This is a genomic window from Veillonella sp. T11011-6 (assembly GCF_002959755.1).
Taxonomy (GTDB): Bacteria; Bacillota; Negativicutes; order Veillonellales; family Veillonellaceae; genus Veillonella.
Genome location: NZ_PPCW01000004.1, coordinates 534,084 through 559,765 on the forward strand (window position 1 = coordinate 534,084; position 25,682 = coordinate 559,765).

Genomic DNA, 25,682 nt, shown 5'->3' on the forward strand with positions numbered 1-25,682 from the left:
AAATTTCATCCATACAGATGCTCAGGTATTTCCAAAACTGTGCTAGATAGTTTTTGTGAAAGTTACTTTCACAGAACGCATCCAGCCTAAGCCCAAATAGGTTAGGGAACTGGATCGTAGCCACCCTTGTGGAAAGGATGGCAGCGAAGAATGCGTTTTAAACCCATCCAGCTACCTTTCAAAGGACCATATTTTTCGATGGCCTGCAGAGTATATGTGGAACATGTCGGATAATAACGGCAACATCCAGGTTTTAAGGGAGATATGGCAAGCTGATAGAACCTAATTAAAAGTCGTAAAAGCGCGGTTATACAGCGTTTCATGGAAACCTCCATATACACAAAAAAGGACCAAAGCCTTCTAACTTGTGGTCCTATTTATCATTTTGTATCAACAATTTGCTTTTTCGCAAGAGATACAAAATTTCCTTTTCCGCTTTTTCGTAGGTAGCGTTTTTCAGAGGGCCACGTCCAACAATTACGATATGATACCCTTCGCGTATGGAATGTTGATTGAGGCGATATACCTCTTTCATAAGGCGTCTAGCTCGGTTGCGCTCTACAGCACAACCAACCTTTTTGCCGGTTACAAAACCAATGCGCGTAGATTGCTTCGCCACGGGCATACGATACAGTACACACATACGGCCTACTTCGTATTTACCGTGCTTATACACAAGGCGATATTCATTATTGTGCGTCAGTCGTCTTGCTTTATCGAGGCAATAATCCATATGCATTGTCCTTAAGTCCTAAGAATAGAAAAACTTGGCAGCAGCGCCAAGTTTTTTCTCCTGCCTAACAGCTATTATATTATGCAGATAAGCGTTTTCTGCCTTTTGCACGTCTTCTTTTTAAAACGAGACGGCCACCGATAGTTTTCATGCGTTCACGGAAACCATGGGTACGTTTTCTCCAAAGAGTATTTGGTTGGTAAGTACGTTTCATTAGTAAAACACCTCCTCGTCATTTTGTATTGTTTTACTTATACCATAACAGGGTAATTATAGAGTTAAAACGTAAATTTGTCAATCATTTAGGGCTATTCTGAAAGACTTTTATGTAGATTTTACTTAAATCCGATAGAACTTAAAACTGATACTACTTTTATAGGGGGAGGAATAGATGTGGTTTTCTCCCTCCATACTCATCGTAAGTCGGTCAAAAATCCACATCTATTCCTGCTCCTAACATACTCTAATGACTACTATAACACCTACCACCAGTATAAAAAGTAGTATCAGTTTTTATGGCAAATCTAAAAGTCTTTCAAAATACGGATCTAAGATATAACAAATCTTCCCTTTCAACCTCTTGAGGGAAAAAGGGAAAATTAATGTTACGTTTCCAAAAGAGAGCTCCTTCATCGCTCCATACTAACCGTAAAGTCGCTCAAAAGGACCCTATATTCCCTCCCTAAGACAACCCTAATCTATCCTTACACACCACTACACGATGTAAACGTAACATCAATTATTCAGCAACACAAGAACTCACATTCTAATCTTTTATATTTTGGCGAATTTACCTTTTGATCTCTAGTTGGAAGAGGAGGGGAGGAATAGATGTGGTTTTCTCCCTCCATACGACACGTAAGTCGGTCAAAAATCCACATCTATTCCTGCTCCTAACACGCTCTAATGACTACTATAACACCTACCACCAGTATAGAAAGTAGTATCAGTTTTTATAGCAAATCTAAAAGTCTTTCAGAATACGGATCTAAGATATAACAAATCTTACCTTTTAACCTTTTGAGGGGAAAGGGAAAATTGATGTTACATTTCCAAACAACTAAGTCTTCTTCATCACTCCATACGACACGTTTCGGTCAAAGATCCACATCCACACCTAACACTCCCTCTTAGAAAAATCACTAGTTTGTTATTTTTATCTATCATTTAGTTTTGATTATCTGAAGGTTGATGTTGTTATGTTCATCAATTACTTTTTCGTCTATGTATATTGTAATCATAAAAATTATCTTATAGGAGGAGCGGACTGAAAACTACTTTTTGAGTGACTTACGCGTCGTATGGAGCGATAAAAGTAGTTTTCAGTCCTCCCCCAAAAGTAATTGATGAACAAAAGATGAGATAATTACTGAGTTATTAACATTTCTCCTTCAGATAATCAAAAGTTATCCACAGAATAAATGACAAACTAGTGATTTTTTGGTACAATCATAACTGAAATTAGGAAAAAGTATATATTTTTATAAGTTTTTGTTGGATAACTTTTAAGGTTATCCACATTTTTTCTCTTTTGACCTGTGTAATCTATAAAGTCAGTTATTATCTGGTTGGAATAGAATTTTATTTTCACTTATTCACAGGTTGTGCACAGGTTATTCACAGGAATAACAGGTTTTTCCACAGCTTTCACAAGAGTTATACACATTATTCCTAAAGTTATACACATTTATCGTAATAGTTATACACAAGAGGCACGTCATGCAATCATTTGATTTGAATAATATATGGGAACATATATTGCAAGAGGCGAAAAAGAACATGCAACATTTGCCTGACGCGTTGTACTTGCGCGTCACGTCATCGTTGATTCCCATGTCTCTCGACAGTCATTCGATCCATATAGGGGTCATGCAAACATTTGTTAAAAACTTAATCGATCAGCAGCCACAGATCAGCAAGGCTTTGCAGGATGCTATTACTACGGTTATCGGTTCTCATCGGGATATGGTGTTATTCGATTTCAATCAAGAGAGTGTAGATACTACTTTTGTTGATGAAAGTCTCATCGATGATGCACCTGTAGTGGCTCCACCGATGCCATTACCGCCTGTGGTAGAGGAAAAAGCTCAACAAGATGAGTTCTACACACCGGTATATCAGGAGCCTGTTTATATCGACCGAGCACCAGCGCCTGTAAATATTCCAGATGAGCCAATGGTAGTGCCTAGTAAAACAGTTGAAACTACAACACCTACATTACAATCTGATAATGTACCTGTGGATTTATCATTATCTAACCTTAATCCAGCGTACCGTTTCGATAACTACGTTACAGGCAACGCGAACCGCATTCCATTTGGTGCGGCTCAAAATGTAGCTGAGTTCCCAGGCGGTGACTATAATCCGCTCTTTATCTATGGTCCATCAGGTCTAGGTAAAACGCATTTGATGCACGCTATCGGCAATGCCATCAAGGAAAATCATCCACACATGAAGGTTATGTCCATTACGAGCGAAAACTTTATGAACATTTTCGTCGAAACATTGCAGCGTAACCAAGGTAAATTGTTCCGCAACACATTCCGCAACATCGACGTACTCATGATTGACGATATTCAGTTCCTTGAAAGTCGTGAAAGTACGAAAACTGAGCTATTTAATACGTTCAATGAGTTATTAAATAACAACAAACAAATCGTCCTCACCTCTGATACGATGCCAAACGATATGGAGCAATTCGAAGACCGTCTTCGTTCTCGTTTCCAAGCTGGCTACATTGCAACAATGGAAAATCCAGATTTAGAAACACGCATCGCCATCTTTAGATCACTTTTAGAACGTGAATATAAGAAAAATCGCGTTATCCGCATCGATAACGACTCCATCAACTACGTGGCGTTACAATTTAGCGAAAACGTCAGGGTGTTGCAAGGTGCTTTCACCAAATTAATCGGCACTGCATCCATCGATCAACGTCTTGAATCTATCGATCTAGAATACACTAAACAAGCCTTGGCTGGCCTCGTTCATACCGAAGAGGTGAACATGGTCACTATGGAAAGCATCCAAAATTTTGTAAGTTCTTATTTCAATATTAAAAAGCAAGACTTGCTCGGTAAGAAGCGTAAGGCACAGTTCGCATTCCCACGGCAAATTGCCATGTATCTATGCCGTGATATGATCAATGAAAGTTATCCGCAAATCGCAGCAGCCTTCTCTCGTGACCATACGACAATTCTCCATGCGTACGATAAAATTACGAAGGAAATTGAACGAAACGAAGAAACTAAGAACATGATTTCTGAAATTAAACAGAAATTAACAACCTGTGGATAACTCTGTGGATATATTGTGCGTAACTTTGTGGATATCCTAAAAACCGCACTCCGCTGTGAGTATGTGGATAAGTGGTTACAAACTATCAACATAGTTATACACAACCGAGAAATCGCACAGTTAGTAGTGCCAATTCACTTTTACACATATGAACAGGCCCCTACTATTACTACTACTAAAACTAACAAACAATCAAAAAACCAGTAGAAACAGATCTATCGCAGAATATCTATAGAGCATCTACGATAGCAAACATAGAATATTACAAACAAGATAAGTAATTATTAATGCTTCTACATTATATGGAAACAGTACATACAAACAATATATAAATTAGTAGAGCAAAATAGTAATCTACAAATTAAATAATACTAATAACAAACATACAAATTATAAAGGAGTAACATATGCATATTACATTCCCAAAAGCAAATCTCCAAAAAGCAATCAATGTATTGCAAAAGGTATCTCAAAATAAAACAAGCTCCAACTTACCAGGTGCTATCTACATGACAACAAAAAATGGTCAAGTAGAATTACAAGGCAACGACTTTGAGCTTGGTATTCGTTTAACCATCGACGGCGACATCAAAGAACCTGGCACATTAGTTGTAGGTTCCCGCTATTTCCAAGAATTAATTCGCAAATTGCCTGGCGATACCATCGAGCTTTACAAACCAGAAGATGGCAATTCTTTAACAATCACATCTGGCTCTTCCGAATTCAACTTAGTAACATTACATCCAGATGATTTCTCCTTAGTTGAACAAATTCACGACCAAGATCATGTAAACATCGATAGCTTTGCAATGAAAGAACTCATCGATTTAACAAATTACGCAGCTGCTACTGACGAAGATCGTCCTGTATTTACTGGTGCTCTTCTTGAAATCAAAGAAAATGAAGTAACAATGGTTGCTACTGATACACACCGTATGGCTGTTAAGAAAATTACCATCGATGAACCAGCAACTACGCCAATGCGCGCTATCATTCCTACAAAAACATTGGCTGAAGTATCTCGTTTGTTACCAACAGATAATCCAGCCATGATCAACATCATTTGGAACCGCACACAAATCGTGTTCAACTTTGAATCTATTTATATTATTTCTCGTTTGATCGAAGGTACTTACCCTGAATATGAAAAGGTAATTCCTTCCCAATTCGATTCTAGCGCTGTTATCGACCGCCGCGAATTCGCTGGTGCTGTTGACCGCGTATCCTTATTGGCTAAAGACATCAGCTATAACGTAATTCGTTATGATTGGGCTGAAAGTAATGTAACATTGTCTACTCAAAATACTGAAATTGGTATGGCAAAAGAAGACGTAGCTGTTGAATTTAAAGGCACACCTTTCACAATCTCCTTCAACGGTCGCTACATCTCTGACATCTTGCGCCACAGCACAGGCGACAATATCCACTTGTTCTTAAAACAAAACGGTCCTGTTGTTATTCGCCAAGACAATAATCCGAACTATACATACGTAGTAACACCAGTTCGTACGAATGCATAAAAGTAAAAGCAGGGCAGTAGTCAATGGAGGAGCTTGCGACGACAGGGAAACTGCATCGCTTTGTTCCGAACGTAAAATTTTCTAGGCTACAACGTAGCCTAAAGAAAATTCACAGTGAGGAACTGTACTCTGGTACTAAATAATTAATAATGTTAAAGACAGTCTGTTATTAGTTTATTGATAAAAATATCAGAATTCTGTATATCTCACTGAATTAATATACATATTTTTATTAGGTAATGATGATTAAAAGTCATCGTTACCTAATTCCCATATAGTTATAAATTGTCCACTATAGGAGGACGTTATGAAAGAGCAACAGCAGGTACCCATTCATACGGAGTACATTCAAATTGATCAGTTGTTGAAGTTAGAAGGAATCATCGAAACAGGTGGTCAAATTAAATCCTTTATCGATGAAGGTATTCTTACTTTGAATGGTCAGGTTGTCACAGAAAAGCGCAAGAAATGCCGCGTTGGCGATGTGATTTCTTGCGAAGGTCTCGATGTAGATCTCGTGATTACTCAAGAGGAGGCATAATCGGTGAGAATTGACTCACTGCAATTATTCCAGTTTCGTAATTACAAGGATGTAACGATTCAGTTTAATCCGGAGATTATCGTTTTGTACGGCACTAATGGGGCTGGTAAGACGAATATCCTCGAATCTATTTATGTGGGTACCATTGGTAAAAGCCATCGTACCAACGATACGTCAGACATGCTCTTGTTCAATGCTGAGGAAGCTGGCATTGTAGTCAAGTTCGAGAAAAAGGATACGCCACAAAAGGTAAATATCAAGTTATTCCGCCAAGGCCCTAAGGATATTCGCTTAAACGATACTAAAATATCTCAAAAGGAACTGATTGGTACATTAAATACAGTTATATTCTGTCCTGAAGATTTACAACTCATTAAGGGTACGCCGTCTGGACGTAGACGTTTTCTCGATATGGAAATTTCTCAGACTAGTGCTACCTATTATCATCAGTTGATGCAGTATAATCGGTTATTACAGCAGCGTAATGCAATCCTTAAAGAATATAGAGGGAAGAAAAACATTCCTCTTGAAGAATGGGATTTGCAATTAGCCGATATGGCGAGCTTTATCGTAAAGAAACGGTTAGAAAGCTTGAAGAAAATCAATCTTCTCATCGATTTGATGAACCGTAAATTGACGGGTGGCCTTGAGAATTTGACCATCGGTTATGAACAGCCTTATATGGACAATGGTTCATTAGAGTATACAAAGGAAGGCTTTTACGAGCGCATTAAAGTAGCGTTGCCGCAGGATCGTCATCGGATGACCACTAGCGTAGGTCCTCATCGCGATGATTTACGATTCTTTTCCGATGAGATGGATTTAAAGAAATTTGGATCCCAAGGGCAGCAACGAACGGCTGTATTGTCCTTAAAGTTAAGCGAGCTTGAGTTTATCAAGTCCGAGGTTGGGGAATATCCAGTTCTGCTACTAGATGATGTATTGAGCGAACTTGATGAATCGAGACGAGCGAATTTATTGCAGTTTATTCATAAACGTATTCAAACATTTATTACTACTACAGATATTCACGATTTTAAAGATTTGAAATCGGTTCAATTTATTTCTTGTGAAGGGGGAAAGGTTCAGTATGGACAGCCTTGATCTTTGTTTACCAAAGGCCTTATCAAAACTGAATTTACTGGAACAATATAAATTAAATACCCTCGTTCACAAGTGGCGTGATGTAGTGGGCGATGTCATTGCGGAGCATACAAAAATTGTGTCTATCAAGCCTCCAGATATGGTAATTAGTGCAGATAATTCTATGTGGATGCAAGAATTACAGATGCAAAAACGGCGTATCATCGAGGCGATAAACAAATATTACCATCAAGAGGTCATCACCGATATTCGCTTTATTATGAAACGTCAGAGCTATGTGAAAGCAAATACTGATACATCTATTTCATTACCTGATGAACAGATTATTACAAAACGGATTAACTTTGGAGATATCGTGCTTTCAAAAGAAGACGTAGAAGCCATCGATAAATCGTTAGAGAAGACAGATAACGAAGAATTAAAGGCTGCTTTCAGAAAAGTACAAATTACGGCTCGAAAGCGGGAAATCTATTTAGAGCAGCATGGTTATCATCGTTGTAAGCGATGTGGCATGCATATGGAATCTAAAAAAGAAATCTGTCCGACCTGTGAATATGAATTGCATCGAGCTCATATTAAGGACATTAAGGCGGTCATTAGAAAGTATCCGTACTTTAAATACAGCGACTGTCAGCAGTTTATACAATGTACCTTCCCAGACTTTGCAGAAGCCATGCGGGAATCTATATACTTTTACTTAGATAAAATTTATAAAGGGTCCATTAATCGCCGTCATATGTATATGGTGGCTATGCTCATCACTCATAAGAAGCCTGATGAGCTAACGGACCAGAACGTTATTAATTTGTGCAACAAATATCGATCTAAGTTCCTTGCTGAAGAGGAACAGCGGAAAATCGATTCATTAAATGGGACATTAGAAAAGTAGAGGAGGCATTCCTATGTACGTTCATATTGGGGATACCGTTTCCGTGCCTATCGAATCCATCATTACCATGGTGCACGCCAAGGGCGGAAAATCCCATAAAAGTCCTATTCATCACTATGAGAGCTTAGAGTATATCGCCATGGTACCAGAGGAGCAGATCAAGACCTATGTGGTCACTGATGATTGCGTTTATGGATCTGGTGTTAGTATTAAGACTTTAATGAGACGAATTGATGAGTTTTATAGTATAATAAAGAGATAAGATTTATTCTGTACATGTGTTGTACCAAATTTCAATCCAGTACAGTGTGATAGATTGTTAGGAGGAGTTTGTTTCATGCCTGAAGAAAATTATGGCGCTCAGAATATACAGGTTCTCGAGGGTCTTGACGCGGTACGTAAACGCCCTGGTATGTACATTGGTAGTACGTCCATTCGCGGTTTACATCACCTCGTTTATGAAGTAGTAGATAACTCTGTTGACGAAGCGCTCGCAGGTTACGCTACACATATCGAAGTATCCATTAATAAAGATAACAGTATTACTGTTGTCGATGATGGTCGTGGTATCCCTACAGGGATGCATGAATCCGGTATGTCTGCGGTAGAGTTAGTATTAACAAAATTGCATGCTGGCGGTAAATTTGGCGGTGGCGGCTACAAGGTTTCTGGTGGCCTTCACGGCGTAGGTATTTCCGTAGTAAATGCGTTGAGTGAATGGACTAAGGTTCAAGTAGCTCAAAATGGTATCGTTCAAGAGATTTCCTTTTCTCGTGGTCATAAAACTTCTGAATTACATGAAATCGGTAAAGCAGAAGGTACTGGTACTACAGTTATCTTCAAGCCAGATGCTGAAATCTTTGAAACTACTGTATTCAACTTTGATACATTGAAAATTCGTTTACAAGAATTGGCATTCCTTAATAAAGGCCTTCGCATTACATTGAGCGATTTGCGTCAAGAGGAACCTCGTGTTGAAAGCTTCCACTACGAAGGTGGTTTGAGTTCTTTCATTACCTTCTTGAACGAAAATAAAGAAGTAGTAAACCCAACTGTAATTTACATTGAAAGTACAAAAGACGACGTAGTTGTAGACGTAGCATTGCAATATAACGATAGCTACAGCGAAAACTTGTTGTCCTTCGTAAATAACATCAATACCATTGATGGTGGTACTCACCTTTCTGGTTTCCGTGCTGCCTTGACTCGTACCCTCAATGATTATGGCCGTAAATCTGGATTGATCAAGGAAAATGAGTCTAACCTTTCCGGTGAAGACGTACGTGAAGGTTTGACAGCTGTTGTATCTGTAAAAGTATTGGAACCTCAATTTGAAGGCCAAACTAAAACTAAACTTGGCAATAGCGAAGTTAAAGGTATTACAGATGTTATCGTATCTGAAGGTCTTAGAACATTCTTCGAAGAACATCCTCAAGATGCGAAGAAAATCATCGAAAAAGCAACAATGGCAAGCCGTGCTCGTGAGGCCGCTCGTAAAGCCCGCGACTTAACTCGCCGTAAAAATGCGTTAGAAGTATCTAGCCTTCCTGGTAAATTAGCAGATTGCTCTGAAAAAGATACATCTATGACTGAAATTTATCTAGTCGAAGGTGACTCTGCGGGCGGTTCTGCAAAACAAGGTCGCGACCGTCGTTACCAAGCGATTTTGCCATTGCGTGGTAAGATCCTTAACGTAGAAAAAGCGCGCCTTGATAAGATTTTAGCAAATAACGAAATTCGTTCCATGATTACCGCTTTCGGTACTGGCATTGGTGAAGAATTCGATATTACAAAATCTCGTTATAACAAGATTATTATCATGACAGATGCGGACGTTGACGGTGCTCATATCCGTACCTTGTTATTAACATTCTTCTACCGCTATATGAAACCATTGGTAGAGGAAGGTCATATTTACATTGCACAACCACCTTTGTACCAAATCAAGAAGGGTAAATCCCACTGGTATGTATACTCTGATGCGGAGCTTACAGCTAAACTTGATGAAGTAGGTCGTGATGGTATCACAATCCAACGTTACAAAGGTTTAGGTGAAATGAACCCTGAGCAATTATGGGAAACTACAATGAACCCTGAAAATCGTACGATTTTACAAGTTAGCTTAGAGGATTCCATCGAAGCTGATAAAATATTTACAGTTCTTATGGGCGATAAGGTAGAACCTCGTCGTAAATTTATTGAAGATAACGCAAAATACGTACGTAATCTAGATTTATAAGAGGTGACCCATGGCTGAAAATCAAAATAATAATGTAGAGTTTACCTCTAATAAAGATCAACATTTAAAACGTTCCCTAAAAGCGCGTCATATGAATATGATTGCTTTAGGTGGCGCTATCGGTACTGGCTTATTCGTAGCTGGTGGTGAGGTAGTAAGTACAGCAGGCCCTGGTGGTGCGCTTGTAGCTTACGGCCTTATCGGTATTATGGTGTACTTCCTCATGACATCTCTTGGTGAAATGGCTACGTACTTGCCGATTCCTGGTTCCTTTGGGACTTATGCAAAACGTTATGTAGACCCTGCCTTCGGTTTTGCCTTAGGTTGGAACTATTGGTTTAACTGGGCTATTACATTGGCTGCTGAAGTATTAGCAGGGGCGCTGATCATGAAATATTGGTTCCCTGATGTGCCTGCCATCGTATGGTCTGCTCTGTTCTTGCTCGTTTTATTCGGCTTGAACTATTTGTCTACTCGTTCCTTTGGTGAAAGTGAATACGTATTCTCTAGCATCAAGGTTATTACTGTATTCGTATTCCTATTCTGCGGATTCATGCTTATCTTTGGCATTGGTGGCACATCTCCAGGATTTGCAAACTGGACAGTAGGGGAAGCGCCATTCGTAGGTGGCTGGGAATCTATTCTTGCCATCTTTATGGTAGCTGGTTTCTCCTTCCAAGGTACTGAGCTTATCGGCGTAGCAGCTGGTGAAGCAGAAGACCCTGAAAAGAACGTGCCAAAAGCGATTAATACAATCTTCTGGCGTATTCTATTGTTCTATATCGGTGCTTTCACAGTTATCGGTTTCTTAATTCCGTACACTGATCCAAATCTGTTGAATTCTAGTGTAGAGAATGTATCTATTTCTCCATTTACACTCGTATTTGACCGCTTTGGTTTTGCCTTTGCTGCTAGCTTTATCAATGCTATCATCTTAACGGCAGTACTCAGTGCTGGTAACTCTGGTTTATATTCTTCTACACGTATGCTTTACGCACTCGCTAAAGAAGGTCAAGCACCAAAAATCTTCGCTAAGCTTAATAGCCGTGGCGTTCCAGTGCCAGCATTAATCTTAACAACAGCAATCGGTTTATTTGCATTCCTTACAAGCTTCATCGGCGAAGGTACTGCATATACTTGGATTGTTAATATCTCCGGTCTTTGCGGCTTTATCGCATGGGTTGGTATCGCTGTTTCTCACTATCGTTTCCGCCGTGCTTTCATTGCACAAGGTAGAGATCTTAGTGAATTACCTTACAAAGCGTGGTTGTTCCCAATTGGTCCAATCTTGGCGTTCATCCTTTGCGTCATCATCATTGCTGGCCAAAACTACTCTGCTTTCACAGGCGATACAATCGACTGGTATGGCGTATCCGTTGCGTACATTGGATTGCCAATCTTCTTCGCAGTATACTTAGGTTACAAATACATCAAGAAAACAAAACTTGTTCCATTGAAAGAGGTTAACCTAGACCGCGATTTCGATAAATAATAACATAATTAGACCTGTTCATTATGAAATAGTGAACAGGTCTTTTTTTGTGATTGTATTAATGTGAAAGCCTTGCTATAATTAATCAAAATATATTGTAGTCAATTAGAGAGGATACAATTATGATTATTACTACAACTATGCATATTGAAAACAAACCTGTTCAAGAGTACAAAGGTATCGTATTTGGTGAGGTCGTAGAAGGCCGTAACTTTGTGAAAGATTTTATGTCTGGTATTCGCGACATCGTTGGTGGCCGTAGTGGCAGCTATGAAGATTCTTTGATGAGTGCCCGCCAAGCAGCCCTCGATGAAATGTCTCAACGGGCTTCTAAAATGGGTGCTAATGCTATTATTGGCGTATCCTTCCAATACAGCACAGTAGGTGCAGAAAACGGTATGCTCATGGTTACATGCAATGGCACAGCCGTTGTAGTTTAATAGGTAATAAAAATCCCCCTAATAATAGTGTTAAAACTATATTAGGGGGATTTTTTTATTTTATCTTATACCATGTTGCATACATAACTGGTAGTACGATAAGTGTTAGTACTGTTGCCACTAGTAAGCCGCCGCTGAAGGCGATAGCAAGTGGACTCCAGAATACAGATCCCATGAGAGGAATCATGCCTAAAATCGCTGCGATTGCAGTGAGCATGATAGGTCGGAAACGAAGTGTAGCGGAGTTGATAATCGCTTCACGAGGTTCTTGACCTTCTGCTTTGTGGATTTCGATTTGGTCTAACAAGATAATGGAGTTACGGATGATCATACCCGAAAGGGCAATGATGCCAAGAATAGCCATAAAGCCCAATGGCGTTCTCGTAATATTCAGAGCCAATACAACGCCGATTAATCCGAGAGGAGCTGTGAGCAAAGCCATAAACATGAGGGCGATACGCTTTAATTGGAACATGAGGATTGTCATGATCATAAAGAGCATAATCGGCATTGGTGTTAACAGATTTTGTACAGCTGTTACGCTCTTTTCAGCGGCTCCATCAAGTTCAATGGTATATCCTGTAGGCAAGGAATCGCGAATGTCTTGTAAGGATTTATACACTTCTTTAGTTTTCGCATTGCCTAGGACGCCAGCATTTACATTAGCGTGAATGCTGATGGTTGGCATCATGTTGCGATGCCAGATAATACCATCCTCTTGAGTCATGGTGATGGTTGCAATTTGGCTAAGCGGTACGTAGGAACCATTACCTGTTTGAATTGGTAAGGAGGATAGAGCACTTAAGTTGTGTTGTTCATTATCTCCTAAACGGAATGTCACAGGAATTGTTTGGTTACCTTCGTAGTATTCACCAGATTTAGTGCCAGATAATAGGCTTTGTAAGTGTAAGGATACGGCATAGCTATCGATACCGAGTAAGCGAGCCTTGTTAGGATCGATATGGATATTGGCTACTGGTTCTGTATCTGGCCAGTCAAAGGCTATGTTATGTAAATCCTTGTCGCCTTGCATCTTCTCTTTTATCTTGTTGGCAATTTCTTTTACCACCTTTTGATCAGGTCCAGAAACGCGGAGCATCACTGGATATTTAGATGGTGGACCAATTTGTAAGAACTGCGTATTTACAAGGGCAGATGGGAATTCTTCATTTAAGTATGGCGTCAATTCTGCATATAATTTATCGCGGTCCTCTAAGGATTTTGTGACGATTACATATTGCAAGAAATTGTTCCGTTGTAATTCCGGTTCCAAGGTGAGGACGAAACGTGGAGAACCTTGTCCAATGTAGGATGTAAAGGTGGAAATATGTTCGTTACCTTGTAAGTGTTCGTCGATGATTTTAGCTTGGTTTGTAGTATATTCGATGGACGAACTTTGAGGAAATTGCATAGATACTATGATTTCATTACGCGTTGATGATGGGAAAAATTCCTGTTTAATCAATGGTAGTGAAAGTAGGGATAACAGAAAAGCACCTAAGGTTATGAGTAATACGACCTTATGATGTCCTAAGGCCCAATGTAACAGTTTTTCAAACTTATCATAGAATGTAACACTGAGCTTATGCATGATACGGTCTCGTTTGTTCCATTCTGATTCAGGTTTTGGAGCCTTGTTTTCGATAATTTTATAACCGAGAACAGGGCTGACGAGAACAGAGGCGAACCAAGATAGGATGAGCGCCATAAATACAACGATGGATAGAGATTTTGTAAACTCTGCTACCATGCCTTCTGCGAGTGCTAATGGCAAGAAGCCAGTACAGGTAATGAGCGTACCAGATAGCATAGGGAACGCTGTCGATTGATAAGCAAAGGTGGCAGATCTAAAGTGCCCCCAACCTTCTTCGAGCTTAACGCTCATCATTTCTACAACGATGATGGCATCGTCTACGAGGAGGCCTAGAGCCAGTATTAATGCACCTAGACTAACCTTGTGCAGATAAATGCCATTTTCATACATCAAAATGAATGTGGTAGATACAACGACTGGAATAGTGAGGGCTACGACCACACCTGTACGCAAGCCAAGAGATGCAAAGCTTACGAGCAATACGATGGCGATGGCTTCAAATAAGGATTGTGAGAAGTCCCCAATGGATTCCTTAACAATATGTGGCTGGTTAGATACTTGATCGAGTTCAAGGCCTGCAGGGATGGTTTTCTTCAACTCTGCTAGCTTTTTGTCGATAGCTTCACCAAATTCCACATTGTTAGCCCCAGCATCCATGGAAATGGCAATACCGATAGCTGGCTTGCCTTCATAGTAGAATTGAGGATTGCTAGGGTCTTGGTATGTCATGGTCACATCAGCCATGTCGCCGAGGCGCAAGGTTTGATTATTGATGCGAATTGGCATATCTTGTACGGCTTGTGGACTATCGAATAGACCGTTCACGCGGAGATATACATTATTCGTATCCGTCGTAATCATACCAGCTGGAACCATCATACTTTGCTGTTTAATAGCTGTTAATAGCTGTTGTGTACTGATTTTATAGGATGCTAATTTATCCTTATTAATCGTTACATTAAGGGTTTGTTGTTGAACCCCAATGAGGCTGATTTTCTTAACGTTTGGAACAGATAAAAGCTGACGTTTTAAGTCTTCTGCTTGTTGACGCTTTTCTTCGTACGAGAATTCATCGCCGCTAATAGCGTAGATAATGCCGTATACATCATCGAATCTGTCGTTGATGGTCGGTCCTTGAACACCTTGTGGTAATGACTTCCATTCATCGTTAATCATGTTCCGCGCTTCTTCCCAAGCGGGACGGATTTTATCGGATGGTAGATTTTCTTTCAGATTAATATAAATAACTGATTTGCTGCCATCTGTGAAAGATTTTGTATAATCGACGCCAGGTAGGTCGCGCAGTTTTTCTTCTAATTTGTCCGTTACCTGATCCGACATTTCTTGTGGGGAAGCCCCCGGCCAAGCAACGCCGACTACCATGGTGCGCATCGTAAAGTCTGGGTCTTCCATACGTCCCATATGGTTGTATGAAAAGATACCAAAGGTAAGGAGCACAGCCATGAAGTAGTAGATAATGGACTTATGTTTGAGGGCCCATTCGGCTAAGTTAAATTGTTTCATTGACTCACCGCCGTCCCTTCTTGTAATTGTTGGGTACCTGCGGTGATGACAATGTCACCCTTAGCTAAACCAGATGTGACGATGACAGAGTTCTTACCAAATTCACCAGTCTTAATCGGTACGAGATGAGCTTTTTTGTCTCGGATAATATACACTGCATTATTGCCATTAGAGTCTTTTACAAGAGCTGTTAACGGAATGGAAATATTAGTGCTATCTGTAGTAGATAGATTAGCATTAATCGTCATGCCTAGTTGCACCTCTTTAGGTGGATTTTGTAAGGCAATTTTTACGGTATACGTTCTCGCCACAGGGTCAGGGATTGGTGAAATTTCACGGACCACACCTTGCACAGTTACATCTGGTAGAGCCCAGAATGTAATAGTGGCAGGGCTACCTACATGCACCTTAGTCAATTCTTGTTCAGGAAGGGCGATGACTGCTTCTGGGTCGCGACCAGCTGCTAAGGTACCAACGTTTTGACCAGCCGCTACGACTTGGCCTGCTTCAATGTTGAAAGCTGTAATAATACCTGTATCAGGAGCAGTCAAATTAGTATAGCTATTTTGATTGCTACTCAAATTGAGGCTAGCCTGTGCTTGTTGTAATTGAGCAGAGGTAGCATTCAATTGGTTTTCAGCTTGGTCTAATTGCAATTTACTAATCGCTTGTTGCGCGTAGAGCTCGCGATATCGTTTAGCATTGGTTTCCGCTAATTCATAAGCCGATTGAGCAGCTTTTACAGCACCCTCAGCATTTTGTACTTGAGCGGATGTATCGGAACCATTGATTTGCGCGATGACTTGGCCTGCTTGTACCACATCACCAACATTTACAAATTTATTGATGACGCGCCCTCCAATTTGAAAGGCTAAGTTTGTTTCCGTTTTATTATGGATGGTACCTGCATAGCCAGCGCCGGTAGTACCAGATTCTTCACCAATGGTGATAGTACGCACCTTGAGGCTTGTATCCTCAGGTTGCTTTTCAGATCCACAACCACTTATGAGGGCAGCCCCTATTAAGAGGGCTCCTATGGTTGCTATAACTCGTTGATTCATAGAATCTCTCCTTTATACCACACATAAGCCCTATGACACACAACTACATGGATGCAGCATTCATAGGACTCCATATTATGAGAGTAGATCTAAATTAGCCATTAAAATTATAGTAATTAATAGCTCTATTAGGTCTGATTATATATTTTATACAATTTAATAATACTATATTTAGCTGTAAACGGCTAGGGGTATATATAAAAAGTGAGTCCTCCATAGGAGAACTCACTCTTTATAAACTTACGAATCTCATATATTTATGAGCTAGTAACTTTTAACTAGTAACTAGTTACTATTAACTATTAACTATTAATCTTTTTCTTCTGTTTCTTGTACTACGATAGGTTCTTCATAGGTTACAAGAATCTTATCGATACGGGTATTATCCATATCTACAACTTCAAAGGTATAGCCATTCCATTTGGCTTTGTCTAATTCTTTAGGAATGCGACCAAAGAGCACGTTTAAGAGACCGCCCATTGTTTTGTATAAGTCTTTTTCTTCGCCTGGTAGCTCTTGATCGATATGGAAGAATTCTTTAAATTCGTCTACGTCGAGAAGGCCATCTACAAGCCAGGAACCATCTTCGCGTTCAACGATTTTGTTTTCTTCTTCCTTGATTTCTTCTTCACCAGAAGGCATGAGACCTACGATTTCTTCCATGATGTCATGTAAGGTTACAAGACCACTGAAACCACCGTATTCGTCGAGAACGATGGTTTCATGAACGCCTTCTGTACGGAGTACGTTCAATAATTTCATGAGTGTAATGGATTCTGGAATGAGTAATGGTTCTTTCAAACAAGATTCAATAATATCATGAATGGATCGTTCGCTAGGACGTTGCATGATTTGAACTAATACATCAGATACGGTAACGAGACCTTTTAATTCGTCCAAGGAATCGGTACCTACAGGAATGCGGTAATGGTTGGCGTTTTTGAGGACTTCCATGATTTCGTCCTCTGTACCGTTAAGGTCAATCCATTTGAGCTGCGTACGAGGTGTCATGATGTCACCAGCGTTCATATCTGCCAAGTGGAAGATATTTTCTACGAGGATAGGTTCCTCTTCTTCGTAAGCACCCATGGCAACGCCTTCGGTGAGCATTTTGTTGATTTCAGACTCTGTAACAGGCGCCTCTTCTTTCACAGTAACGCCTAGTAATTTTAAAAGGAATTCTGTGGAAACACCGAGGAAGCTAACGATAGGTTTTAATGCTACAGATAACCAGTAAATCGGTTTAGATACTACAACAGCAATGCTTTCAGGACTATTTAAAGCCAAACGTTTCGGCACAAGCTCGCCAATAACGAGGGATAAATAGGTGATGATAGCAACGATGAGGAAGGAGCTAATAGATGCAGCATAGGGCTCGATGCTTGGAATGCTTGCCACTAAGATATCCTCTAACGGACCAGAGAAGGTAGCACCAGAATACAAACCAGTTAAGATACCAACAAGGGTAATACCAATTTGAATAGTAGAGAACATCTCGTTTGGATTTTCTGCTAATTCAAAGGCTTTTTTAGCACGCTCGTTGCCCGCTTCGGCCATTTCCTCTAATTTTCGTTTCTTCGCATTGACGATGGCCAATTCCGTCATAGAGAATAAGCCATTCGCGATGATTAATACGATGATAATTATAAAATCTAAGGTCAGATCACTGTCCATGTAAATAGATACTCCTTTTATATTCTGCACATGAGAAAATAGAAATGTTACTCTTTAGTATACCATATTAGCATCAATAAATGTTTGTATACAAGAAAAGCACCCTAATGGGTGCTTTTCTTGTGTCAATACATTTGCAAATGGCTAGATAGATATTTCCGTCAGTAACTAGCACAGAAAAAGCAGGGCTGCCACCCTATTTTCCATTTGAATGCATTAAAATGTTATAACTATTGATTTCCTTGATTAATATAATATATGATTGCCTTTAATTTGTAAATATGGCTCTAATAAGGGTATAGTATGTATATAAATTAAGATTAGTATTAATTATTAGGCCATATAAATTGGACTTCATGATAGGATTAGATTTATGACAAGTGAACAGGAATGGGAACAGGTTTTACAAATAAAGACAGCAGGCCGCGATGATAGTCGGTCTGATACGGAGCATCATCCGTATGAGCCGACTGATTATTGCGTGCTAGAGCGCTTGGCAAATAGCGGTCATATTCGCAAGAAAAATACCCTCATCGATTATGGTAGTGGCAAGGGTCGTGTCAGCATTTTTATGGCGTACCAAACGGGTTGTCACTCCATTGGAATCGAATACGATGAACGACTCTATGAAAAGGCTCTAATCAATGGTGAAAGCCCAGCAGCTCGCAATCGTGTGAGCTTTGTGCATGGTGATGCGGCGCTTTATGAATTGCCAGATCAAGCAGATCGTTGTTTTTTCTTTAATCCCTTTGCACTCCATACGATTAAGCGTGTCTTAGGAAATATCTTTGATTCCCTGTATCATCATCCTCGTGAAATTAAGTTGTTTTTCTACTACGTAAACGAAGAGGTAGAAAACTTCTTGAATAACCATGTGCGATTGGAACAGGAAGAACCCATTGATTGCAGTGATCTCTTTGAAGAAAATGATGATAAGGAACGAATTTTAGTGTATTCAGTAAACTTATTTTAGGGGACTTTCACCTAGATTATTAAGGAAAAAGCAGATAAATTCTGCTATAATAATATATTAGAGATTATAAAATCAAATTAATTTTTATGGTTCTATACATTGATTCGTATGCGCTAATGTAGTGGATAGGGCTGAGTGTATTGAAGACTGGAGGTACCCGTGGAAATCATCGATACATCATTGATTGAACGTATTCGCAAGGCCTTAATTAAACGTTATGATCGAGATCAACAGATCCAACAAATGATTGAAGAAATCGGTGCCGAAGAGGGGCTCAATGAGTCAGAATTGGCTATCGTTTACCAAGCTTATTTAGAGGTTAAGGAACGCGTATACTATACATCCTCTCTCGTTGATTTATGGAATCAAATTGAAGAGGTTCAAAAACGGATGTCCATGTTGCATACCTATGATTCTCTTGAAGAGGATTTATTTGGTAATGTGTTAGGCGACGATAAAGAGAATATCATCATTTCTGATGAATCTTATCTTGGCAAGGGTGCTAGTCATAATAATGATATATATGCTATGGAACAGGTCCAATTATCGGATATTCCTGTGCAGCATGATTCTACAGTGGGCATGAACCATATTAAATTGAACGAATTGCATTCTATGGGTGGTCTTTTTACAGGTTCTGGTGAAAGCTCCAAACATGAGGTGTCTGACCTTGATGAAGCAATTGTAGAGCATATGGATGTCAATCCACTAGATGGCGTGGAAAGCTTAGAAGTCCATCATTTAGATGAAGAAAACCCATTTGATGCAGAAAATTCTGTGTTGCTTTCAAAATCTAAGAATACTGAAACATCCCTTAACAATACGGATGCATCTACTAAAAAAGATAGCACTGTATCTAAGCATGAAGATGCATCTCATACAGGTAAATCTGTAGATGATGAATTTGATGATATATCCTCCATTGATCCGTATACAGCGGTAAATGCTTTGTTATTTGGCAAAGCTGGTTTAGATTCCGATAAAGCCAATAAGAAGATGGAAAAGCTTCTTAAAAAGCAATTGAAACGCGTAGATGATGAATGGGCGCGTATCAATGGGACTGACGAAAAGTCTAAAAAATCTAAGGACCACAAAAAATCCAAAGACGAAAAAAAATCTAAAGAAGACAAGAAATCTAAGGATGACAAGAAGTCTAAAGAGGATAAAAAGGACAAAAAACATAAAAAGTTCAAGGAAGATAAACATTCTAAGTCTGAAGATAAGTTAAAGAAAAAGAAAGACAAGGCTGAAAAGAAGCTTAAAGTCTTAAATGACAAGTTAAAAACAGTATTTTTGGCGGATACTTTCAAGAAAAAAGATAAGAAAAAGGATAAAAAATCCGAAAAGGATGGATCCGAAAAAAAGCAAAAACGATAGTTTCTGTATGGAATAGTAAGGCCTCTGAACAGAGGGTTAAGGAGAGTACTAGTGCGAAGAAATCGGCAAATGCTGGAACTATCGACCGCGGGTGCGGTAAATGCAAGCGATGTAAGGGACCTAAGTGTAAGAAATATCCAACATAATTATAGTTAGGTAGTATAGAGTAGTTACGTTATATGAAGAATAGTAGGGATTAATGATGAACCGATGGCAACGATTATTTGAAGGCATAAAGACAGAGATTAAGGTATTTATCTTTTTCTCTGCCTTGTTGACTGCATTTAGAATCGTGTTTCTTGCAGTATTTCAATCACAACTGGCATCTGTGACGATGGAGAATATCCTTACGTCCTTATGGCTAGGCTTTAGATTGAGTCTCAAGACAGTTGGTTCTTTGTGTTTATTGGGTTTCTTAGGAGGCACATTGGTGCATACCTTTGTACCAAAATGGCCATCCTTGCGCATTAAACAGGTTATCTATTCTATTGCAACGGTACTGTTAACCTTCTTATTCTTGGGGCGTATTCCATTCTATAAGATTTTTAATTCCTCCTATAATGCGATGCTCATTAATGGTAAAAACGATGATATCGGTGCCATTATTAATACAGCCATCAATGAATATAATGCGTTGATGTACATCGTTGGTGCTGTTGTGTTGAGTGCAGCCCTTTGTTGGTTCCTCGTTCGTTTCTTGGCGTGGGGCACAAAGAAATATAGCGATTACGCTAATACTCAACTAGTTTGTACTACGTGGTATCCTAAGACGAAGAAAACGCAATGGATTACAGGCATTGGATTGACTGTAGTTATCGGCGTACTAGGACTATTCTTTAGATTTGGTGGTGCTTTTAATTATACAAATTCCATCAACTGGGAAAGTGCGGCGCGACTCAGTTCTAATCTGTTAAACGAAACCATTCTTGATGATGTACAGGCTCTTTATCGTGTTAAAAGTATTGCAAAACGCGCGGAGGAGTTAGAGGTTATCAACTTAACCCCTCAAGAATTGAGTGAAAAAATTAGTGCCATCGGCGGTAAGTTTAACGGTAAGGATTTTGATGGTTCTTTCACAAGAACTATTACGACAGAGCGTTTAGCGGAGCAACCACAGTCTATCAATATCGTTCTCGGTGAATCTTATGGTTTGTGGCCATTCCTTGGTGAATACAACGAACCTGGTGCGTACCTCGTTGAACAAGGTCGTAAATATGCTGCCAGTCCTCAAGCGATGAGTACACAGCTAGCACTTGCCCAAGGTACAGGTACGATGCCTGCTATCAACGGTTTATTGACTGGCATGCCTGACACAGGTCTATATCCTAACTATGAAGGTGAAAGCTTCAAACAACCGTATGGCTTAGGCATTGGTTCTGTTATGAAAAAGCTAGGTTATAAAACTGTATTCTGGTACGGCGGATTTAGTACATGGCAAAATGTGAAGAACTTCGCCTTGTCTCAAGGTTTTGATGAATTCCATGATGCTTCTGAAATGCCAAGTGATGAAAGCAATGCATGGGGCGTAGCGGATAAGGATATGTTTAAAGCCATTTCCGCTTACATGGATCAACATAGAGGGGAAAAAATCCTCAACGTAATTATGACTACATCTAATCATCCTCCATATAGCGTTAACGTCGCTAAAGAAGGGTATGATGTGAACAAGGTAAAAGGTCATTTGCCTGATACAATCGCTGAAACCGATAAACAATTGAACGAAATGGGTCATATTTGGTATGCAGACCATGTAATGGGCCAGTTTATCGCCAGTGAAGAAAAAGCAGATCCATCGGCGCTCTTCGTTATCACTGGGGACCATAGCGAACGCTTTACCTTTGCTCGCGAAGTAAGTCCTAATGTGGCATCTACCATTCCAATTATCTTCTATGGTCGAGGCATTCATAAAGACTGGCTTGCTCCAAACGCTTTCGGCATGAGCATTCAAATCATTCCAACCTTGGCAGAACTTGTAGGTCGTCCTGGTCAAACCTATGAAGCCATGGTACCAAGCTTGTTTACACAAGAGAAATTTGTCTTTAACCATAGACTCTATCTAGATAACAATGGAAAAGTTATGGAACAAGGCACAAATATGCCTCAAGCCTATGGTGATGTGATTAAGAACATGCGCGAACTCGCAGCATGGCGTATCAAACATGGGGATAGTATTCAATAATTTTTGTATACGATACATATGGTAGATATCATATTTGTATCTACCATATGTATCTACATAGTAAATTAACGGGATTTGTAAGTTAAAGGATGATCTATGAGCACTGTGACGGCTATTATCTTAGCTCGCAACGAAGAAAAACATATTGTAGATTGTATTAAAAGTATTCAATTTGCTGATGAAATATTAGTTATTGATGATGGAAGTACAGATCAAACGGTACCTCTTGCTACTAACTTGGGGGCTAAAGTTATACCACATCCTCTGAATGGAGATTGGTCACAACAACGGAGATTTGGTATATCTCAAGCGCATTCTGAATGGATTCTATTTATAGATTCGGATGAGCGTGTATCTCCTCAATTAGCAAAATCAATTCAAGAATCTATTAAAGGAGAGCCAAAGGCTTATTGGCTACGAAGATATAATTTATTCCATCACAATCCAGCTACTCATGGTGTGGTGAGACCTGATAAGGTGTTACGATTGATGCCTCGAGAGGGAGCCACTGTGGAAGGTGCTGTTCATGAAGCCTTTATCAGTCCGTATCCACAAGATACATTAGAGGGAAAATTGTATCACTATACGTATGATAACTGGCATCAGTTCTTTGAAAAGTTCAATAAATATACTACAGCAGCGGCCAACAAGTACAAGGCACAAGGGAAGTCTTGTAGTTTTTTAGGGGATATTATATTGCGTCCAACATGGGCATTTTTTAAGATATATATTTTGCAAGGCGGCATATTAGATGGAAAAATAGGTTTTCTATTATCTATCTACCATATGATGTATACCATGACGAAATATGTAAAATTATATTATTTAAACAAATCTAATGGGCAATTATAATCAGTAATTTAGTATAGTAGATTACTATGGGGAATTATTGTTCTTGACGTAGATATGGAAGTATGAATGAGTGAACAATTTTTTCTATCCCTACAACAAAATATAAAACTAATGCTTTGGGCTCCTATATTGAGCACCATCTTTCGAATCATATTCATGATCGTTTATAATCCTTACCCCACATGGAAGGGACGCTGGAAATCTGTATTAGGTTCATTGCGTTACGGCTTCTGGTGGGGCATGGATTTTGATGCATATGTATTCTTATTACCCTTAGTATTGGTGACGCTCCCTGCATTATTATTTGATGGGTATCATCAAATAGAAGATACTATACGATTGGTAGGATTAACCATTTATTCCTGTGTATTATATGCAGCTTTTGCAGGAAAAATGATTTTCTACAAGCATTTCCATGATACGTATAACTATATGGTTCATTATGGAAATCATGCAGAGAAACGTAATTTGATTGATGTATTCTTTAATCAAGATCGAGGAATTCTCGTCATTTTAGGATTGATTCCTATTACATTTATATCCTGGTACATGGGAGATTTCTTCTTGTCCTTGCCATCAATACCGTATCCAAACATCGAAGGAACATGGCCTACGGTAGCTTGGAATATAGGACTTGTGTCTGCCTCTGTGTTAGGTTTCTATTGGTTCCGCTATGGTGGCACCTTATCTCATGATGATAAACCAGAATGGGATACGATTCCTACAGTGGTAAAAGAGGATATATTCTTTGCTCGTGCTACAGTGCCAGATCTATGTGCTTTAGAAACGGTACTCAAACATCCGCTACGTGATGAATATACAGCATCACCTGAGGATATTGATGACGCCATACACCGTATTGTTCCTGACAAATACAAAGATTCCTGGCAGGATTTGAGCACACCACTTCATGCATTTAAGCGCGTTGCATCAGGTCCTCGTATTGATAAACCGCAGCATATTTTCTTTATTGTTGGTGAAAGTATCCCTCAATGGTCTCTTGATGAACCTTATAAGGATCTCAATATTTGTCCTGGTTTATGGGATTTTAAAGATAATCCACATACGGCGCAAGTGCCTAATTTCTTGCCTGCCGGTAATGTATCTCGTCCATCCATTGTAAGTCTATTATCTGGTGTCTATGATGCGGGTATGGAAATCAATGAACGGGAAGCCTTTTGGCATGAGCCACTGCCGACCTCTTTGGCAGCTCAAATGAAGCGATTAGGCTATGATACGATTTATTGGTATGGTGGTAATGCGTCGTACGGCAACTTTAATCACTTTGGTAAGGCTCAAGGCTTTGATCGCGTGGAAAGCGCTTCTGTTTTCTGTGGTCCCGATGCTCCTAAAACGTGGGTAGGCGTCTATGACCATGTCTTTTTAGAACATATTGAACAGGAAATCAAATCTTTAGAACATCCTACATTCCATTTTATTTACACAACATCCAATCATGGCCCTTATAAAATGGAGGATTCCTTATTAGATTATGATCCTGAAAAGGTCATGCCTAACCTTGGAGATGATCTGAAATCTAACAAGAAACGTAATAAAGAATTGGCTACCTATCGCTATAGTGATAAGGCGATTTTTAACTTTGTACGTGCTATGAAAGAGGCTTTTCCTGATAGTTTATTCGTTGTCACCGGTGACCACTCGAATCTATTTGGGTCTCTGAATAATACATCCTTAATTCAACGGGATTATACTTTGCGCGACACATTCTGTACCGTAGGTCTATTGCAACATCCTGCTTTCACTAAGGACAGTATTACAGCGCCCATTGGCACGCATATGAGCCTCATGCCTACAATCATTGAAGCCATTGCACCAAAGGGTTTTGAATATTATTCCATTGTGCCGTCCTTGTTTGAGGAGCAGCCAGAAACTTTAGTTACACCGTACCAGTGGATTACACCGCATATGATGGGCGATGTTCGTATGGATTATGGTGAAAGCAACATACCGTCCTATAAACCGGTTGAGCCAATTCGACCTATTAATAATCATGCAGATGATGCACGTGATTGGACATTGTTGACCATGTGGCTCATTAATCATGAGGACAGTATGAATAAGTCGTAGTATAATTAAACAATGATATCTATTGATGTATATGTAACCAGTATTTCGTATACATCAATAGATGCTACTCACTGTGTATTGATATGTGTATGATAGGAGGAACCT

General features: G+C 39.5%; 20 protein-coding genes. 14 read left to right on the forward strand and 6 right to left on the reverse strand.

From position 1 onward, the window contains the following. Positions 1 to 101: 101 nt before the first annotated feature. From yidD to rpmH, 3 genes are all read right to left on the reverse strand, one after another. Positions 102 to 323, reverse strand: coding sequence for a membrane protein insertion efficiency factor YidD (yidD, locus tag VRHSUH10_RS07155; protein WP_071585418.1), 222 nt, complete (start codon positions 321 to 323; stop codon positions 102 to 104). Positions 324 to 373: 50 nt separating this feature from the next. Beyond that, positions 374 to 733: a ribonuclease P protein component gene (gene rnpA / locus VRHSUH10_RS07160; protein WP_105089992.1), complete on the reverse strand. Its 360-nt coding sequence runs from the start codon at positions 731 to 733 to the stop codon at positions 374 to 376. A gap of 79 nt (positions 734 to 812) precedes the next feature. After that, on the reverse strand, positions 813 to 947 hold the full coding sequence (gene rpmH, locus VRHSUH10_RS07165; RefSeq protein ID WP_004692946.1) for a 50S ribosomal protein L34: 135 nt from the start codon (positions 945 to 947) through the stop codon (positions 813 to 815). 1,505 nt (positions 948 to 2,452) lie between these two features. Between rpmH and dnaA the strand changes: the two genes are divergently transcribed. The 9 genes from dnaA (at position 2,453) to VRHSUH10_RS07210 (ending at position 12,255) form a co-directional block, all read left to right on the forward strand. After that, on the forward strand, positions 2,453 to 4,030 hold the full coding sequence (gene dnaA / locus VRHSUH10_RS07170) for a chromosomal replication initiator protein DnaA (RefSeq protein WP_105089993.1): 1,578 nt from the start codon (positions 2,453 to 2,455) through the stop codon (positions 4,028 to 4,030). A 407-nt stretch (positions 4,031 to 4,437) separates the two neighbouring features. Next, a complete protein-coding gene (gene dnaN / locus VRHSUH10_RS07175) occupies positions 4,438 to 5,550 on the forward strand; it encodes a DNA polymerase III subunit beta (protein ID WP_054747902.1) in 1,113 nt (370 codons plus the stop codon). A gap of 307 nt (positions 5,551 to 5,857) precedes the next feature. Beyond that, a complete protein-coding gene (locus tag VRHSUH10_RS07180; protein ID WP_004692943.1) occupies positions 5,858 to 6,091 on the forward strand; it encodes an RNA-binding S4 domain-containing protein in 234 nt (77 codons plus the stop codon). A 3-nt stretch (positions 6,092 to 6,094) separates the two neighbouring features. Then, a complete protein-coding gene (gene recF, locus VRHSUH10_RS07185; RefSeq protein ID WP_105089994.1) occupies positions 6,095 to 7,195 on the forward strand; it encodes a DNA replication/repair protein RecF in 1,101 nt (366 codons plus the stop codon). Beyond that, positions 7,182 to 8,084 carry a DUF721 domain-containing protein gene (locus VRHSUH10_RS07190; protein ID WP_105089995.1) on the forward strand — a complete coding sequence of 301 codons (903 nt, stop codon included), beginning with the start codon at positions 7,182 to 7,184 and terminating at the stop codon, positions 8,082 to 8,084. Before recF ends, VRHSUH10_RS07190 begins: the two co-directional genes overlap by 14 nt. A gap of 13 nt (positions 8,085 to 8,097) precedes the next feature. Further along, a complete protein-coding gene (locus VRHSUH10_RS07195) occupies positions 8,098 to 8,346 on the forward strand; it encodes a DUF370 domain-containing protein (protein ID WP_060924870.1) in 249 nt (82 codons plus the stop codon). Between the two features lie 75 nt (positions 8,347 to 8,421). After that, positions 8,422 to 10,323 carry a DNA topoisomerase (ATP-hydrolyzing) subunit B gene (gyrB, locus tag VRHSUH10_RS07200; protein WP_105089996.1) on the forward strand — a complete coding sequence of 634 codons (1,902 nt, stop codon included), beginning with the start codon at positions 8,422 to 8,424 and terminating at the stop codon, positions 10,321 to 10,323. Positions 10,324 to 10,333: 10 nt separating this feature from the next. Next, positions 10,334 to 11,815 carry an amino acid permease gene (locus tag VRHSUH10_RS07205; RefSeq protein ID WP_105089997.1) on the forward strand — a complete coding sequence of 494 codons (1,482 nt, stop codon included), beginning with the start codon at positions 10,334 to 10,336 and terminating at the stop codon, positions 11,813 to 11,815. Positions 11,816 to 11,937: 122 nt separating this feature from the next. Next, entirely contained in the window at positions 11,938 to 12,255 is a 318-nt protein-coding gene (locus VRHSUH10_RS07210; RefSeq protein ID WP_105089998.1) for a YbjQ family protein, read from the forward strand. Positions 12,256 to 12,310: 55 nt separating this feature from the next. Here the strand turns inward: VRHSUH10_RS07210 and VRHSUH10_RS07215 are convergent, their stop codons facing one another. The 3 genes from VRHSUH10_RS07215 to VRHSUH10_RS07225 all read right to left on the reverse strand — a co-directional run bounded on the left by VRHSUH10_RS07215 (position 12,311) and on the right by VRHSUH10_RS07225 (position 18,108). Beyond that, on the reverse strand, positions 12,311 to 15,373 hold the full coding sequence (locus VRHSUH10_RS07215) for an efflux RND transporter permease subunit (protein WP_105089999.1): 3,063 nt from the start codon (positions 15,371 to 15,373) through the stop codon (positions 12,311 to 12,313). Then, positions 15,370 to 16,434: an efflux RND transporter periplasmic adaptor subunit gene (locus VRHSUH10_RS07220; protein ID WP_105090000.1), complete on the reverse strand. Its 1,065-nt coding sequence runs from the start codon at positions 16,432 to 16,434 to the stop codon at positions 15,370 to 15,372. The genes VRHSUH10_RS07215 and VRHSUH10_RS07220 overlap by 4 nt, the downstream gene beginning before the upstream one ends. A 309-nt stretch (positions 16,435 to 16,743) precedes the next feature. Next, positions 16,744 to 18,108, reverse strand: coding sequence for a hemolysin family protein (locus tag VRHSUH10_RS07225; protein WP_105090001.1), 1,365 nt, complete (start codon positions 18,106 to 18,108; stop codon positions 16,744 to 16,746). A 373-nt stretch (positions 18,109 to 18,481) separates the two neighbouring features. On the opposite strand from VRHSUH10_RS07225, the gene VRHSUH10_RS07230 reads away from it, so the two are divergent. From VRHSUH10_RS07230 to VRHSUH10_RS07250, 5 genes are all read left to right on the forward strand, one after another. Further along, positions 18,482 to 19,081 (forward strand): class I SAM-dependent methyltransferase, encoded by a 600-nt coding sequence (locus tag VRHSUH10_RS07230; RefSeq protein ID WP_105090002.1) that lies wholly within the window; start codon positions 18,482 to 18,484, stop codon positions 19,079 to 19,081. A gap of 159 nt (positions 19,082 to 19,240) precedes the next feature. After that, a complete protein-coding gene (locus tag VRHSUH10_RS07235) occupies positions 19,241 to 20,458 on the forward strand; it encodes a transcriptional regulator (protein WP_105090003.1) in 1,218 nt (405 codons plus the stop codon). 199 nt (positions 20,459 to 20,657) lie between these two features. Beyond that, positions 20,658 to 22,637 (forward strand): LTA synthase family protein, encoded by a 1,980-nt coding sequence (locus VRHSUH10_RS07240; protein ID WP_105090004.1) that lies wholly within the window; start codon positions 20,658 to 20,660, stop codon positions 22,635 to 22,637. A gap of 96 nt (positions 22,638 to 22,733) precedes the next feature. Beyond that, the gene (locus VRHSUH10_RS07245) at positions 22,734 to 23,489 is read left to right on the forward strand and encodes a glycosyltransferase family 2 protein (RefSeq protein ID WP_105090005.1); all 756 of its coding nucleotides are present in this window, start codon (positions 22,734 to 22,736) and stop codon (positions 23,487 to 23,489) included. 66 nt (positions 23,490 to 23,555) lie between these two features. Next, entirely contained in the window at positions 23,556 to 25,577 is a 2,022-nt protein-coding gene (locus VRHSUH10_RS07250) for an LTA synthase family protein (RefSeq protein WP_105090006.1), read from the forward strand. Positions 25,578 to 25,682: the final 105 nt, after the last annotated feature.